12 protein-coding genes are annotated in these 15873 nt (G+C 67.3%); 7 read left to right on the top strand and 5 right to left on the bottom strand.

Features of this window, described 5'->3' with window-relative positions; all coding sequences use genetic code 11:
• Positions 1-15: 15 nt before the first annotated feature.
• The gene (locus tag VN779_RS16690; RefSeq protein WP_325724293.1) at positions 16-870 is read left to right on the top strand and encodes an amidohydrolase family protein; all 855 of its coding nucleotides are present in this window, start codon (positions 16-18) and stop codon (positions 868-870) included.
• 230 nt (positions 871-1100) lie between these two features.
• On the top strand, positions 1101-3158 hold the full coding sequence (locus VN779_RS16695) for a choice-of-anchor P family protein (protein ID WP_325724295.1): 2058 nt from the start codon (positions 1101-1103) through the stop codon (positions 3156-3158).
• Between the two features lie 71 nt (positions 3159-3229).
• On the opposite strand, the gene VN779_RS16700 is transcribed toward VN779_RS16695, so the two are convergent.
• The 4 genes from VN779_RS16700 to VN779_RS16715 all read right to left on the bottom strand — a co-directional run bounded on the left by VN779_RS16700 (position 3230) and on the right by VN779_RS16715 (position 7424).
• Positions 3230-4201: a sensor histidine kinase gene (locus tag VN779_RS16700; protein ID WP_325724297.1), complete on the bottom strand. Its 972-nt coding sequence runs from the start codon at positions 4199-4201 to the stop codon at positions 3230-3232.
• Positions 4202-4402: 201 nt separating this feature from the next.
• The gene (locus tag VN779_RS16705) at positions 4403-4651 is read right to left on the bottom strand and encodes a DUF1737 domain-containing protein (protein ID WP_325724299.1); all 249 of its coding nucleotides are present in this window, start codon (positions 4649-4651) and stop codon (positions 4403-4405) included.
• A 118-nt stretch (positions 4652-4769) separates the two neighbouring features.
• Positions 4770-5879 carry a LacI family DNA-binding transcriptional regulator gene (locus VN779_RS16710; RefSeq protein WP_325724301.1) on the bottom strand — a complete coding sequence of 370 codons (1110 nt, stop codon included), beginning with the start codon at positions 5877-5879 and terminating at the stop codon, positions 4770-4772.
• 69 nt (positions 5880-5948) lie between these two features.
• Positions 5949-7424, bottom strand: coding sequence for a glycoside hydrolase family 28 protein (locus VN779_RS16715; protein ID WP_325724303.1), 1476 nt, complete (start codon positions 7422-7424; stop codon positions 5949-5951).
• 381 nt (positions 7425-7805) lie between these two features.
• Here VN779_RS16715 and VN779_RS16720 point away from each other — a divergent pair, with 381 nt between their 5' ends.
• The 4 genes from VN779_RS16720 to VN779_RS16735 all read left to right on the top strand — a co-directional run bounded on the left by VN779_RS16720 (position 7806) and on the right by VN779_RS16735 (position 13443).
• The gene (locus VN779_RS16720) at positions 7806-9263 is read left to right on the top strand and encodes a glycoside hydrolase family 28 protein (protein WP_325724305.1); all 1458 of its coding nucleotides are present in this window, start codon (positions 7806-7808) and stop codon (positions 9261-9263) included.
• Positions 9260-10504, top strand: coding sequence for a glycoside hydrolase family 27 protein (locus VN779_RS16725; RefSeq protein WP_325724307.1), 1245 nt, complete (start codon positions 9260-9262; stop codon positions 10502-10504). The genes VN779_RS16720 and VN779_RS16725 overlap by 4 nt, the downstream gene beginning before the upstream one ends.
• Positions 10505-10514: 10 nt before the next feature.
• Positions 10515-12494, top strand: coding sequence for a right-handed parallel beta-helix repeat-containing protein (locus VN779_RS16730; RefSeq protein ID WP_325724309.1), 1980 nt, complete (start codon positions 10515-10517; stop codon positions 12492-12494).
• Positions 12495-12705: 211 nt separating this feature from the next.
• Positions 12706-13443 carry a family 16 glycoside hydrolase gene (locus VN779_RS16735; RefSeq protein WP_325724311.1) on the top strand — a complete coding sequence of 246 codons (738 nt, stop codon included), beginning with the start codon at positions 12706-12708 and terminating at the stop codon, positions 13441-13443.
• Between the two features lie 140 nt (positions 13444-13583).
• Here the strand turns inward: VN779_RS16735 and VN779_RS16740 are convergent, their stop codons facing one another.
• On the bottom strand, positions 13584-14786 hold the full coding sequence (locus tag VN779_RS16740) for a glycoside hydrolase family 88 protein (RefSeq protein ID WP_325724312.1): 1203 nt from the start codon (positions 14784-14786) through the stop codon (positions 13584-13586).
• 298 nt (positions 14787-15084) lie between these two features.
• Between VN779_RS16740 and VN779_RS16745 the strand changes: the two genes are divergently transcribed.
• Positions 15085-15873, top strand: a 789-nt coding sequence (locus VN779_RS16745; protein ID WP_325724314.1) for a GTP-binding protein, incomplete at its 3' end; no start/stop codon positions are given.

The raw sequence follows: 15873 nt of genomic DNA on the forward strand, positions 1-15873 counted from the left end.
GGTACAGTCCTGCTCATGGCTTTGAGCAGAGTCGATGCGCATCACCATCTGTGGGATCTGGCCCGGCGCGAGCAGCCGTGGCTCGACGGTCCCGAACTGGCGCCGATCCGTCGGACCTTTGCGCCGGAGGAGTTCGCGGCGGTCGCGGCCGCTGCCGGGATCGATCGCAGCATCCTGGTTCAGGTGCTCGACGACGCCGAGGAGACGCGCGAGTTCCTGGCCGTGGCCGAGGGTTCGGACGTGGTGGCCGGAGTCGTCGGCTGGACGGATCTGACCGCGCCGGGCGTGTCGGCGGCGTTGGCCGCGTTGCGCGAAGGCCCGGGCGGCGATCGACTGGTCGGCATCCGGCATCTGGTGCAGGGTGAAGCTGATCCGCGATGGCTGTGCCGGGACGATGTGCGCCGCGGCCTGACCGCGGTCGCCGAAGCAGGTCTCTGCTATGACATTCTGACGTTCCCGCACCAGCTGCCGGCCGCGATCGAGACAGCGCGCGCGTTGCCGCAGCTGACCTTCGTGCTCGATCACCTGTCTAAACCGCCGATCGCCGCGGGCGCATTGGAGCCGTGGGCCACCGCGTTGCGCGAGCTGGCCGCCGAACCGAACGTGTTCTGCAAACTGTCGGGTATGGTCACCGAGGCGAATCAGGGTTCGTGGACTGTATCAGACCTGCGACCATACGCGCAGACGGCGCTCGACGCGTTCGGCCCGGACCGCCTGATGTTCGGCTCGGATTGGCCGGTCTGCCTGCTCGCGGCCTCGTATGACCGGGTAGCCGAGGCGGCGCGGGAGCTGACCGATCAGCTGTCCGCGGACGAGCTGGCGCAGGTTTTCGGCGGCGCCGCCGCGCGGGCGTATCGGCTGAAACTCTGAATCCTCCCCCACTTCGAATCAGACTTCTACGAAGCCGAGTTTCTCTCGAATAACCGTTTCGAGCGCACTTAGCCGCACGTCACGGGCCATGGCGTGCGTCTCGCGCGCCCCCGTTTCCGCCTGGTTGTGACGCCCCGATTTCCTTATCGTCAACTCTGGACCAGAGCCCTGAGTCAGGGTTCGAAATCGGGTCGGAGCGGCGGTGTACGCCGCCGAGCAGGGGGTGTCATGTGATTCAGGCATGGAGTAAGTCACGACTCGGCGGGCGGCTAGCCGCGTTGCTCGCCGCCGCACTCGCGCTGATCGGGGTGGTGGCGCTGCCCGCCGCCCCAGCCTTCGCGGCCGCCAACGTGCAGGTCTTCGTCGGGTACGCCGACAACCTGCGGGCGAACCCGGCCAACTTCCCGACGCCGTGGGCCGGTTCGCCGTCGGTCGTCTTCAACGGCTGCACGCCGAACTGCACCTTCGACGCCGGGGCGGTGCGCATTGTCAACAACGCGCCGCTCGCGGTGACCGTGAACTCGGTAGTCGTGAAGTTGGGCACCTGCACGTTCGACATGTGGCAGCACAATCAGGTGCTTCAGGCCGGCGAGCAGCTGATCGTGACGCAGACCACGACGGACCTCGCCGCGGACTGCGCCGGGACCAGCGGTGGCTTCGACACCTCCGATATCGGGCCGAACGGCGGCGGGACGAACTGCACTCCGGACGGCCTGATCCCCGAAGTGGACACCACGATCGACGGCGTAGCCAATGCGTACCCTGACTCAGGCCAGGTGCTCAACACCGGCGGCGTTGACCGCGCGGTGTGCGCCGGCGGTCCGAATGAGTCGGAACAGTGGTCGTCGATCGGCACCCAGTCCTGTCCCGGCGCCGAACTCTCGCTCGCTCCGGCGACACAGACCGACGCGATCGGCTCGTCGGCGACCGTCACCGCGCACCTGGCCAACAGCTGCGGCACCGCGCTACAGGGCGCGAAGATCGACTTCGCGGTCCAGAGCGGTCCGAACGCGGGCAAGAGCGGCAGCGCGACGACCGACCAGAACGGAGACGCGCCGTTCAGCTACACCGGCTCGACTCTGGGCACTGATACCGATGTCGCGTCCACCACGAACCCGGCCGGAACGATCACGTCGAACACGGTCAACGTGCTCTGGCAGCAGCGGCAGTCCTCGCTGTCCATCACCGGCGGTGCGACCAGCGCCGACTACCACGACCCGGCCACCGTCGCCGCGACGCTGACCGACAACGCCGGGCCGATCGCCGGGCAGAGCGTGACGTTCTCGCTGAACGGTGCGGAGACCTGCTCGGCGACGACCAACAGCAGCGGCGTCGCGTCCTGCTCGATCACGCCGCAGGAGGCCGCGGGCGGCTACACCCTGGCCGCCACCTTCGCGGGCGACGCGACCGACCTGGGAACGTCGGCCTCGGCCAATTTCACCGTCACGCACGAGGAGACGACGACCACGTACACCGGTCCGGCCAAGGCCGCGAACGGTGCGCCGCTCACCCTCTCCGGAGTGCTGAAGGAGGACGGCACGGCGCCGATCGCCAACCGCACGCTGACGTTCACGATCGGCTCCGGCGGCTCGGCGCAGTCCTGCTCCGGTACGACGGATTCGTCCGGATCGGCTTCGTGCACCATCGCCTCGGTGAATCAGCCGGCAGCGACGACCTCCGTGCCGGTCACGGCGGCCTTCGCCGGGGACTCCTACTACCAGCCCTCCTCGGCCAACGCGACGCTCAAGTTCCAGTACCTGACCGGTCGCGCCTTCGGCCTGTCCTCCAGCGGCCTGGTCGGCATCTCGCCGGTGCCGGACACCGGCCAGATCGCGACGGCGGCGGCAGGCACCTTCGGCCCGCCGTGTGTCGTGGCGATCAGCGGCCTGATCTCGGCGCACACGCTGTGCGCGAAGGTTGTCACCGCGCTGAACCCGGGCACGTCGACCGGCTCGGCCTCGGTGCAGGACGCGACGATCGGCGTCCTCGGCGTGCCGGTGATCAAGGTCGGCCTGGTCCAGTCCTCCTCGACGACGACCTGCGCCGGCTCCTCCGGCGACACGACGGTCACCTCGCTGAGCGTCGGCGGGATCCCGGTGAACGTGAACCTGCATCCGGGCGCGAACACCACGGTGAGCGTGCTCGGCGTGACGATCGTCCTCAACGAGCAGAGCGCGGTGCCGGGCGCCGATCAGGGCCTGACCGTGAACGCGGTCCACATCAAGGCCCTCGGGCTGCTTGACGTGGTCATCGCTTCGTCGACCAGCGACATCCACAACTGCAACTAGGGATGGGAGCCCGGCCGGGTGCATGGCGCCCGGCCGGGCGTCGCAAAAGGCCGCCGACCCTGACACACCCGCTAAGTCTTCTCCTCGCCCTGGGTGTAGGGCAGATCCATATGCAGGCGGACACGGGTGCCGTGGCTCGGGCCGGAGCGGATCTCGACCAGATCGCACAGCTGGTGCACGAACCACAGTCCGCAGCCGCCGATCTGGTTCGCCGCGGGCCGTACCCGGCCGACCATCGGGTTGCTGATCACCCCGGCGTCCCGGAACTCGCACACCAGCGCGCCATCCTCGACCCAGATGCGCAGCGTGCCTCCGCCGCCGCCGTGCCGGATGCTGTTCGAGGCGACCTCGGTGACCGCGAGCAACAGGTCGCGCGTCCGATCCGTCGACAGGCTATGGGTCGTCGCCCACTCGGTGACAAGTTCCCGCAGCGCGGTCAGGTCTTCGATCGTGTAGGTCTTCTCGTCGAACGGAGCATGCGGTCCTGCGAGCGGCGCGAACGCGTACGGTGCGGCCGCGTACTGCTCCGCGGTGGTGCCGGCAACCCCGTCCCATACGTACGGGTGGGAGCGGCTGAGGGCTTGGATGGTCTCTTCCGACTGGCCAGTCGTGTCATACGGGCAGAGCAGCGACCACGCGGGGGCCTGCTCGAACGCCACGTTGAGCAGCCACTCGTGGTACCGCAGCTCGGATAAACGCGCGGTGCTGCGTCCGCTCCAGACGGACTCGCCGATGCCGTGTACCGCACCCGCATTGCTGCGCCGCTCGATCCATTCCTGCCAGGCCGGAATCAGGCGGCCTGGATTGTTGCCGAGGGCCGTCAGGTCCATAAAGGCGACCGAGTCGCCGTTGTGCAAATAGCCGCGCAGCAGGTCACAGCGGTCTTCGGGCGCGCAGACCACCACGCTGGCGCCGGCGGCGCGTGCCTCGCCGACGTAGGCCATCAGCCCGTCGAGGTAGGTGCTCGTGCCGGAATACGGATAGAGCATGTGGCGCAGGCCGGAGGCTGCGGATTGGTCGCAGGGGACGGGTGCGTCACTCACGGCGAGGTCTCCTGCGCCATTTTCACCACGTCCTGGCCGCCCGGCCGAGCACCGAGTCGGAAATCGACCATAGCGCACCGGGCGCCACTCTCAAGGCGCGGCGCGGCAGCTTGGCACGGATGTACCATCGTCAGCCGCCGAACGCCGCCGAGCTGCGAGGCTCCCAAAAGCGGCGGCCTGTTCCGACGAGCGGAGCGCCGATCAGCCGCGACCGACGATGGAACTCGCTCCCGAGGACACGAATCCGACGACGTGATCGCTCGGTTTGGCGGGCTCGGGCCACACGACGGCCTGCGCGACGATCGTCTGCTCGCCGTTCACGGTGAGCGCCGGGCCGCCGTGCAGGACATAGCCCAGGTCGAGGGCTTCACTGACGCGCCGGCAGAACGCTTCATCGTCCGGGCCGGTCAGCACGCGATAGCGGGGAAGGTCATTCGGAGGCTTCGCCATGATTCGAGCATGGCACGCGGCCAATCGGCGCGGTGTGGCACAGCGCCTTTTGGTGCGTTCGCTGTTAGCGAAAGCGAACGCACCAAAGGCGCTGCTGCTCCAAGGCGGCCTACTACGGTCAGCCCACGGATCGGCGGGCCGCGGCCGTGGACGAGCGGACCACGAGCCGTACCGGAAGCAATCGGCCGCGCGGCGCGGTGTCCGCCGAACCGCTTGCATTCACGGCGCCGTTCCCCGCCGCTCCGGCGTTGCCACAGGCCTTGCCGAGCAGCAGCTCGACCGCCGACCGGCCAGCCCGCTCCAGTGGCAGTGACACCGTGGTCAGGCGCGGCGCGCTCATCGAGGCCATCGGGATGTCATCGAAGCCGGTCACGCTCATCTCCAGCGGCACATCGATCCGGCGGTCGCGCAGCCGGGCGATCACGCCGAGCGCCACCAGATCGTTGTACGCGATCACGGTCGTGGCGCCTGATTCCAGCGCCAGGTCCGCCACGCGCGCGCCGGAGGCGAACTGCGGCGCGAAGGAGCCCAGGTCGATGATCCGCATGTCCGTGCCGTGGCAGGCCTTGGCCAGCCCCCTGCGGCGTTCGGCGTCGGCGAAGGACTCCCGCGGCCCGCCCGCGTATGCGCACCGGCGGTGGCCGAGCGCCGCGAGGTGGGCGACGATCTGCCGGATTCCGTCGCCGCTGTCCAGCAGCACCGCGGGGAAACCGGGCAACACCCGGTTGAACAGCACGGTGTTCGACTGGAGCCCGTTCGCCTGACTCCCGTTCAATTGCAGCGCGCCGGATTGCAGACCGGTAGACCGAAGGGTGCGTGGCCCAGGGAACTCGCGCAGCCGGGCCACCGGCAGCCGCGAGGAGAGCAGGATCAGCCCGTCCACCTGGCGGCTGATCGAGCTGAGCAGCTCGGCCTCGGCCACCGGGTCCTCCGAGGTGTCCGCGAGCAGCACGTGGTGCCCGCGTTCGCGCGCAGCCGCCTGTATCCCCTTCAGCACGCCGAGAAAGAACGGATTGGCCACGTCGGGTACCACCGCACCGATGAACCCGGTACGCCCGGTGATCAGGCTGCGGGCGGCCCGGTTCGGCTCATAGCCGAGTTGCCGGGCCACCGCGATGACCCGCGCCCTGGTGCGTTCGGCAACCAGGTCGGGGGCGCTCAGGGCGCGCGAGACAGTGGCTATGGACACGTCTGCGTGTCGTGCCACATCCCGGATCGTGACCGCCATCGCGCGCCTACCTCCTCGTTCGCAGGGCATGAGGAAACCCTGATCGTCCGTAGGATCGGCCGTGCGCCGTCAGCCGGTCTTCACGCGCAGGGCCGCGCCGGTCGTGGTCTGACCGGTCGCGCTCGACCCGGACGAAGAGAAGAACCCGACGTCGTAGGTGCTGCCGCTGCCGCGCTGTACGACGACATTATTGACCTTGACCGCCGATCCGTCAGTGGTCTGGAAGGCCGGACGCCCGTCGTTCTTGTCGAAACCGAGCCGACCGTTCTGGAACGTGATGTTCCCGACGTGCCGCAGCCACCAGCCGTAGGAGGGCCGAGTGCCATAGTCGCGCGGCGGGTAGGTGGTCGGCTTCTCCGGCGGGTTGATGCTCGAGTCGGCGGCGAGGTCGCCGCCGGGGACGGTCAGGTTGACGTTGGTGAGCGTCACGTCGGTGACCGGGTGGCCGGGCAGTCCGGTGATGGTGCTGGTGAACGAACCGTTGTCGCTCAAGCCGGTGCCGGTCACGTTGTTCAGGGTGATCCCGCTGATGGTGCCGACGCCGGGGTGTCCGGGGCAGCGGCCACGCGAGCCGATCTTGAAGAAGATCGGAGTCGCGGCGTGGGTCATGGTGATGTCGCTGTAGCTGACGTTGGAGATGTGCGCGCCGTCCATCGACACGATGCCGATGCCGGCTTTGCCCGCGCCCTTGATGGTGATGTGCGAGAAGTGCGCGTCGCTGAAGTCGCCGCAGGTCTCCGAGCCGAACTGGAGCGCGTTGTTGCCGGTCGAGGACACGGTCGTGTTGCTGACGTTGATATTCGTGCTCGGGAAGGTGCGGCCGAGAGCGAAGTCGCTCTTGAACACCAGCGCGTCGTCACTGGAGGCGATGTTGCTGTTGGTGACCGTGAAGTTGGCGGTGTTGATGACGTTGAAACCGTCGCGGTTCGAGGCGGTGGAGATGGTCAGGTGGTCGACCGTGACGTGGTTGCCGCCGTTGAGCAGGATGCCGAAATGGCCGCCGTTCTTGATGGTGATCCCGGAGATGGTCAGTCCGTCGACGACCGCGAGCGAGACGGCCTTGTCGGCTTGTCCTGAGCTGATGCTGCCGGTTTTCAGGTTGCCGGCGCCGTCGATGGTGCCGGATCCGGTGAACGCGACGTTGGTCAGGTTCTCGCCCCAGATGAGGGCGTCGTGGAAGTGGCTGTGGCCGAAGTCCTGATACTGCGAGAACGAGTTCGACTCGGCGGCGTCGAAGCCGCTGGAGGCCGCGGTGATGGTGGCGCCGGAATCCAGTTGGATGTCGACGTTGCTGCGCAGGTGGATGGAGACCGACTTGTACTTTCCGGCCGGGAACTCGACGGTCCCGCCGCCGCTGGCGGCGCTGGCCGCGGCGATCGCCTTGTTGATGGCCGCGGTGTCGACGGTCGAGCCGTTGCCGGTGGCGCCATAGGACTTGACGTTGAAGACCTGCGCGGCGGCTGGATGGCCGACTGCTAGCGCGGTCGTGGCCGAAGCGGCCAGCAGCCCGCCGGTGGCCGAGAGCGCGATGAGTGTACGTTTCACGGTTTTTGTCGATTCCCCTCAGTGGGCAAACACGCAGTGAAAAGGTTTGCTGTCATCGCGGCTTGGTGTATCCCCACGGCCGAATGACGTCAAAGAGTGTTGATTCATCAAACCGAGCCGCAAACTTCGTTCAGCGCGCTGAGCTGCGGAGTAAAGGTCTCTGACCAGTCAGCGGTTGTAACGGCCTGAAACATCCGATGAATCATTGACCCCCTTCGGGCAGCGGTGTAGACCTCTGATCCGAGTGCCGAAATCCGCCCGTACCGCCACAGCAGGGCGTTTCGACTCCGCTTCGCAGCTCACCGCATGCCCCTGGAGCAGGCCGGCGCCGCCGCTCCCGGTCGGTCCACTCTTCTTTCCCAAGCCCTCCCGGAGGACTTCATGAGCAGTACCCCCGACCGCCGCGACGAGGTCGCCCGGCCGGCCGTCAGTCGACGCGGCCTGCTGGCCGCCGGAGCGGCCGCACTCGGCGCGGCGGCCGCGCTCCCGCTGCTTGAGGCCGCCGGGGCGCAGGCGGCGCCGGCTCCCCGGCGGCTGCTGGCCGGCTCGGTCACAAGGGTGCGCACCTCGGCGATCCCGACGCTGCCCTGGCCCGCCGCCAACACCATCGTGGCGAACACGAAGCTGCCCGCGTTCCCGGCCGCGACCTTCCCGGTCGCCAAGTACGGCGCGGTCGCCGACGGCAAGACCGACAACACCGACGCGTTCGCGAAGGCCATCGCCGCGTGCAACGCCGCCGGAGGCGGCCACGTCACGGTTCCGGCAGGCACCTACGTGACCGGCGCGATCCGCTTGCTCAGCAACGTGGACCTGAACCTGGCCAGCGGCGCGACGCTCAAGTTCAGCGGCGACGCGAGCAAGTACCCGCTCGTGCTTACGCGCTACGAGGGCATCGAGTGCATGAACCGCTCGCCGATGATCTACGCACACGGTGCCTCGAACATCGCGCTGACCGGATCGGGTGTGCTCGACGCCTCCGGCACCTCATCCTGGAATCAGGGTTCTGACCGCGCGTACCTGGAGACCTTGGTCGCGAAGGGAGTTCCGGCCGCACAGCGCGTCGTGCCGGGCTCAGGCCACCAGATGCGCTCGACTTTCGTCGAGCCGCACTCCTGCGACACGGTGCTGATTCAGGGCGTCACGCTGCACAACTCGCGTTTCTGGCAGCTGCACCCGACGCTGTGCACGAACGTGACTGTCGACTCGGTCACCACCTCGGCGACCAACTCGAACACCGACGGCTGCGACCCCGAGTGCTGCGACCACGTGGTCATCCAGAACTGCACCCTCGGCGCCGGCGACGACAACATCGCGATCAAGTCCGGCCGGGACGCCGACGGGCGCAGGATCAACATCCCGTCGCAGAACATTGTCATCGTCGGCTGCCACATGAGCGGGCCGTGGGGCGCGGTGACCTGCGGCAGCGAGCTGACCGGCGGCATCCGCAACGTGTACGCGTACAAGATCGTGGCCAACCCGACCCGGTACGCGCTGTTCATCAAGTCGAACACACAGCGCGGCGGGTTCGCGGACAATATCAACCTCGACAGCATCACCGCGTCGAATCAGAAGGGCGCCTTCGCCTTCCTCACCATGGCGTACAACGGGCAGTCCGGCTCGTTCAAGCCGGACTTCGGCGACATCTCAGTCACCAACTCCACGTGCAACAAGGCGCCGTACGCCTTCGACTTCACCGGCCTGAGCAACGACTCCGTGCACGGCGTGACCGCGTCGCACTGCACCTTCACCAACATCTCGCACGGCACAGACGTGATGAGCCATGTCACCGGCGTCTCTTTCAGCAACGTCACCATCAACGGCAAGACGGTGACCAAGTGAACCGGCCGATTAGAGCACTGACAGCCCTCGCCCTGGCCGCCGGCGCGCTCACCGGCACGGTTGTCACACAGTCTCCTGCCTTCGCACTGGCCAACGGCCTCGCGCTGACCCCGCCGATGGGCTTCAACGACTGGAACGCGGTCGGCTGCGGCACCAGCGAGACCTTCATCAAGCAGACCGCTGACTTCTTCCACAGCCACAAGCTGTCCAGCGGCAGCACGTTGCAACAGCTCGGCTATCAGTACGTCAACATCGACGATTGCTGGGCGCTGCCGAGCCGCGACTCGCACGGCAACCTCGTACCCGACCCGAAGAAGTTCCCTGACGGTATCTCCGGCACCGCCGCGTACGTGCACTCCCTCGGCCTCAAACTCGGGCTCTACAACGATTCCGGGATCAAGACGTGCAGCTCGCACGGATTCCCCGGCTCGTTCCAGCACGAGGCGCAAGACGCGCTCCAATTCGCCAAGTGGGGCGTGGACTATCTCAAGGACGACAACTGCAACCAGGCGTCCGGGCAGGCCACCCGCGCGGCCACGATCCAGCGGTACACGGCGATGCGTGACGGCCTGGCCGCGGCGCGAAAGCAGACCGGGCAGGCGATCGTGTTCAGCATCTGCCAGAAGGGCGACAACGGGATCAACACCGAGGACTGGTCGCCCCAGGTGGGCAACCTGTGGCGCACCACCAGCGACGTGCACACGAACTGGACCCGGCTGGACTCGATCATCGACAAGAACATCCCGCTGGCGCAGTTCGCCGGCCCCGGCGCGTGGAATGACCCTGACATGCTCGAGGTCGGTAACTCCGGGCTGACCGCGACCGAGCAGCGTACCCAGTTCAGCATGTGGTCCGAGATGGCCGCACCGCTGCTGATCGGCACCAAGCTCGCCTCCGCGACGACACAGACCCTTGACATACTCGGCAACTCCGAAGTCATCGCGGTCGACCAGGACTCCCTCGGTAAGCAGGGCGTCCAGGTCAGTGACAACAGCGGCCTGCGGGTGCTGGCCAAGAAGCTGGCGAACGGGGACGTCGCGGTGGCGTTCTTCAACGAGACCGGTTCGAGCGCGTCGATCTCCACCACGGCGAGCGCGGTCGGTCTCGGCGGCGCGGCAGGCTACGCGCTGCGCGACCTGTGGGCGCATAAGACCACGAACACGACCGGAGCGACCTGGTCAGAGAGCGTCCCCTCGCACGGCACAGTCCTGCTCCGCATACATCCGACCACCGCGAAGTAAGGGGCCGATCATGTTCAGCAGAAAGGGCACCTGGCTGGCCGCCGCCGCGGTCGCCGCCGCCACCGCGCTCACCGGGCTGGCCGCGCACGGCGCCGCGGCCGCCGCCCCGGTCAGCTTCTACGTCTCCCCCACCGGCAGCGATGGCAACTCCGGTACCAGCGCGTCGAGCCCGTTCGGCACGCTCGCCCACGCGCAGTCGGCCGTGCGCTCGGCGCTCGCGGCCGGATCCGGCCCGGTGACCGTCAATCTCGCCGGCGGCGACTACCGGCTCAGCAGCTCACTCACCTTCACGTCAGCGGACTCCGGCAGCTCCGGCGCGGACGTCACATGGCAGGCCGAGTCCGGGGCGTCCCCGGTCATCAGCGGCGGCGTTCAAGTCACCGGCTGGCAGCAGACGGACTCGACGAAGAACATCTGGTCCGCGCCAGTCGCCTCCGCTCTCAGCACCCGGCAGCTGTATATCAACGGCACGCGCGTTCCGAGAGCGAGCGGCAGCCTGCCGGTGTCGGTAAAGCAGACCTCGACCGGTTACACCACCTCATCCGGCGATCCGATGGCGAAGTGGCGCAACCCGTCAGCGATCGAATTCGTGTACCGCGGCGGCCTGGGGGCCTGGACCGAACCGCGCTGCCCGGTCTCCTCGATCAGCTCGACGACCATCACGATGGCCGAGCCCTGCTGGAACAACTCGACTCAGCGGGTCATGCGGACCGACGGCTCCGGCCGCACCTACGAGCTGGTCGGCCGCAAGTCGATCACCGAGTCGCCGACCGCGGTGGAGAACGCCTACGAGCTGCTCACCGCAGGGCACTGGTACCTCGACCCCTCGGCGCACCGGATCTACTACATTCCGCGCAGCGGCGAGACGATCGGCAGCGAGGACGTAGAGGCGGCCGCGCTCCCGACGCTGATCTCCGCGGCCGGGACGGCGAGCGCGCCGGTGCACAACCTGGTCTTCCGCGGGATTCAGTTCTCGTACGCGACCGACACCCAGACCAGTTCGCCCGAGGGCTTTTCGGAGATTCAGGCCACGTACACGATCACCGGCACGCACGGTTACGCGACGCAGGGCCTGTGCAAGTTCGTCTCCGGCGGCACCTGCCCGTATGGCAACTGGACCAAGATGCCAGGCAATGTCTCACTGGCCTACGACCATGACGTCACCTTCGACCACGACTACTTCGTGCACCTCGGTGCGGCCGGGCTCGATCTCGGCGACGGATCGCAGAACGATACGGTCGAAGGGTCCGTATTCACCGACATCTCAGGCAACGGACTGGACCTGGCCGGAGTGGACATCACCGAGCCGGCCAACGCGGCCCAGCACACCAGCGGCAACACCATCGCGGACAACCACTTCTACAACACTTCGGTGGAGTACCACGGCGGCGTCGCGATCGACATCGGATACGCCGAGACGACCACGGTCGCGCACAACCAGATCGACCACCTGCCGTACACCGGGATCTCGGTGGGCTGGGGCGGCTGGCCGGACAAGGTGAAGCTGCCAGCCGAGCCGAACTACTCGAACCACAACCTGTTCTCCGACAACCTGATCTACAACCACATGTCAGTGCTCGCCGACGGCGGCGCGATCTACACCAACGGCATCACCGGCAGCTCGCTGACAAACGGCGAGCACATCACCGGCACACTGGTGCACGACCAGATCGCCACCGCCGGACATGGCCTCTACACCGACAACGGCTCCAGCTACATCACGATCACCGGCAACGGCGAATACAACATCGCGGCGACCGTCTGGGGCAGCAAGCACACCAACTACACGCTGAACAACGGCACGTACGACCCGCTGGACATCGAGGGCAACTACTGGACCAACGGCCCGGCGGCGTATAACTCCAAGTCCGTGCTGATCAAGAACAACACGAACATCACCAGCGCGAGCCAGATCCCGGCAAGCATCACGAACAACGCAGGGCTCGAATCAAGTTTCAAGTCGATCTTGAACTGGCAGCCGGCCCGCTGACCGGTATCTCGCGGCGCACAAGCACACCAGTGCAGTAAGTCTCCGGGGCGCCCCCGCCCACCTTTCGAGGGCGGAGGGCGCCCCGGCGCGTGTCCGCGTGCGCCGCGTCACCCGCATCCGTGCAGCGCCGGGTGCGGTCGGCGCAGGCCCGGCTCGACTCACCGCACAGAACATCCACCACCTCACTCAAAACACCGACAGGAGTACCTCCATGCGTTTTTCCCTGCGCACCGTGGCCGCCGCCGCGCTCGCGCTCGCCGCAGCCGTCGCCGCGCCGGCTATCGCGGCGACCGCCCACGCCGCCACCCCGGCGAAGCCGCCCGCGGCGGCCAACCCCTACGGCGACCCGAACCTGGTCTCCATGTTCGACGGCGCGACTCTCACCGGCTGGACGCAGGCCGCGGCCGGGGAATGGTCCGTGGTGAACGGCGCCATCCACGGCAACGGCACGGCGCGCGGCTGGATCTACTACAACGTCAAGCAGGCCGGCACGTTCCGCTGGATCTTCGACGTACGGCAGGTCAGCGGCAACCACGCGCCGACCGTGCTGATCTGGGGCACCACGACGCCGCTGCGCGACGCGCTCAGCGCGATCCAGTTCCAGCCGCCCAACGGCGGCCACTGGGATTACCGTCCCGGGCACAACAACGGCGGCAAGGGCGAATTCACCCAACTGACCCACACCAAGATCCCGGTGAGCAAGTGGGCACAGTGCGAGCTGATCGCCAACCAGCAGACCGGTATCGCGCGGATGGCCTGCTGCCCGCTCGCTCCCGGCGCGGCGACGTGCAAGGCGACCGAGGTGCTCGACTTCAAGGACCCGACGGCCGGACGGATCGGCCCGCTCGCGATCCAGGTGCACAACAAGGGCATCCACGACGAGTACAAGGGCCTGTACCTCGAGGCCCCCGTCGTGCAAAGCCCCGGCTCATTCATCACCACCAAGTAGCAGAACCCTAAAACAACACCGTGCTACAAGGCCGGGGCCCGGGTTCCGCAGCCGACCCTCAACGGCGGCGGAACCCGGGTCCCGGTTGCGATCGGCGGCGCACCCGCCGATCATGGAGCGCCGGCTGATCCCTTCCCGACTCAGCCGGCCCGGTTGCCTTGCATCCATTCATTCATGATCAGGAAGGCGCCGAGACCGTGGAAGTCATCGGTGGCCCGCGGGCGGCTGAGGTAGTAGGACAGGTCGCCGACGTTCGTGCCGATGCAGATGTTCTTCACGTGCGTCTGTCCGGACGAATCCGTCGCGACCTCGGCCAGCACGCCCTGGTATCCCTTCGTCGCAATGGACTGATCCGCGGCGGGCACGTAGCCGAGCGCCACCGACTTGGCCACGATGAAGGTGTACATCGCGGAGCACGAGGTCTCGGTCCAGTTCGAGGACAGGCTGCCCTTGTCCACGATCTGGAACCAGCGACCGGTCGCCGGGTCCTGATATCTGCCGATCGCCGAGACGAGTTGCTGCACGGTGTTCAGGATGCTCGCCCGGTGCGGGTCCGTTTTCGGCAGCGCGTCGAGCGTCGCTAGCGAGGCCATGCCGTACCAGCCGATCGAGCGGCACCAGAACTGCGAGGAGTGGTGTGTGGTCGGGTCGGCCCAGCTGATGGGATTGAGCGAGTAGGCGTGGTAGAGCAGGCCGGTCGGGCTCTCCAGGTGGCTGCCGTAGACCGTGATCTGCTTGGCGGCCTCGCCATCGGCATATGTGGCGTCGTTGTACGCGGCGCCGTAGCGCAGCAGGAAGGGCACGACCATGTACGTCCCGTCCAGCCACAGCTGATTGGTTTTAGACGTCGCGTGCCAGAATCCGCCGTCAGGCGTGCGCGGATAGGTGTCGAGCCGCTTGCGGATCTGCGCGGCCGCGGTGGCGTACTTGGCCTGGCCGGTCTGCTGGTTCAACAGGATGAGCAGGTTGCCGGCTTGCATGCTGTCGAGATTGTTGAAGCTGTTGGACAGATGCCCGGACGAGCTGACGAAGTGGTCGACCCAGCCCTTGACGTAGTTCAGGTACTTCGCGTCGTGCGTGCGCTGATATACGAGGTCTGTGCCGTAGAGGAAGAGGCCGACCTGGTATCCCCAGCCGCCGAGCTTGGCCGGGTCGGGGGTGCGCTTCATCGTCGAGTCGATCACGGCGCGGGACAGGTCGGCCGGCGCGGCGGCTGCCGGTCCAGGTCGGACCGTGGCGGCGGAGCTAGTCCCGGCGGCCAGGCCCGCGGCCAGCACACCGCTCAGGGTGGCCGCGATGGCGGCGGTGCAGCGGAACCGAACTCGCGATGGCCGGAGATTCATAGGATGCCTCCGAGGCGGCGGCTAAGCGGGGGAGGTGAATCGCGTACCGAATAGCGTGGGTACTCGCCTCAGAGGTCTACACCACTACGCAAAGCCGGTCAATGAATGATCCGATGTTTCAGTGCGTTTTCAATCGCACCGCCCCGCGCCCGGAGCCGTTAAATCGCTTGCCCGCCGCGACGACGCCTTGCTCTAATCGCTGTGACCTAGTGCCAAAGACCAGGAGAAACGCGAATGCGCGCTGCGTCCATGTCCACCCGGAAGATCTCCCCCTTCTACGTCAAGGACATGACGCTTCGTGAGCACGTTGAACCTCGGGATTCTGGCGCATGTCGACGCCGGTAAGACCAGCCTGACCGAGCGGCTTCTGCACGCCGCCGGAGTCATCGACCAGCCGGGCAGCGTCGATGACGGCAACACGCGCACCGACACGCTCGAACTGGAGCGGCGGCGCGGAATCACCATCAAGTCCGCCGTCGTGTCTTTCGACCTCGGCGGCGTGGCGGTCAACCTGATCGACACCCCCGGCCACCCCGATTTCATCGCCGAGGTGGAGCGGGTCCTCGGGGTGCTCGACGGTGCGGTACTCGTGGTTTCAGCCGTCGAGGGTGTGCAGGCGCAGACCAGGGTCCTGATGCGGGCGCTGCGGCGGTTGGACATTCCGACGCTGATCTTCGTCAACAAGATCGACCGTAGCGGCGCAGATCGCGAGCGAGTACTGCGCGGCCTTCGGGAGAAGCTGACCGACGCGATCGTGCCTATGGGCACGGTGGTCAGGGCGGGCACGGCCGACGCAGCGTTCACGCCCTTTTCCGCCCACGACGCCGAGTTCGCGACAGCAGCGATCGACGTGCTCGCAGAGCACGATGACGCCTTCCTCGCCGATTATCTAGCTGACGAGAACACCGCATCGCCCAAGCGACTCCACCTCGGGCTCGCGGAGCTGACCGGGAAGGCCGCCGCGCATCCGGTCTTCTTCGGATCCGCGATCACCGGCGCGGGCATCAGCGAGCTGACCGCCGGAATCAGTGATCTTCTCCCCAGCGCGTCCACACAAGACGCCCCCGAGCCATCGGGCGCCGTCTTC

The organism is Actinocrinis sp., assembly GCF_035605935.1.
GTDB lineage: Bacteria > Actinomycetota > Actinomycetes > Streptomycetales > Catenulisporaceae > Actinocrinis.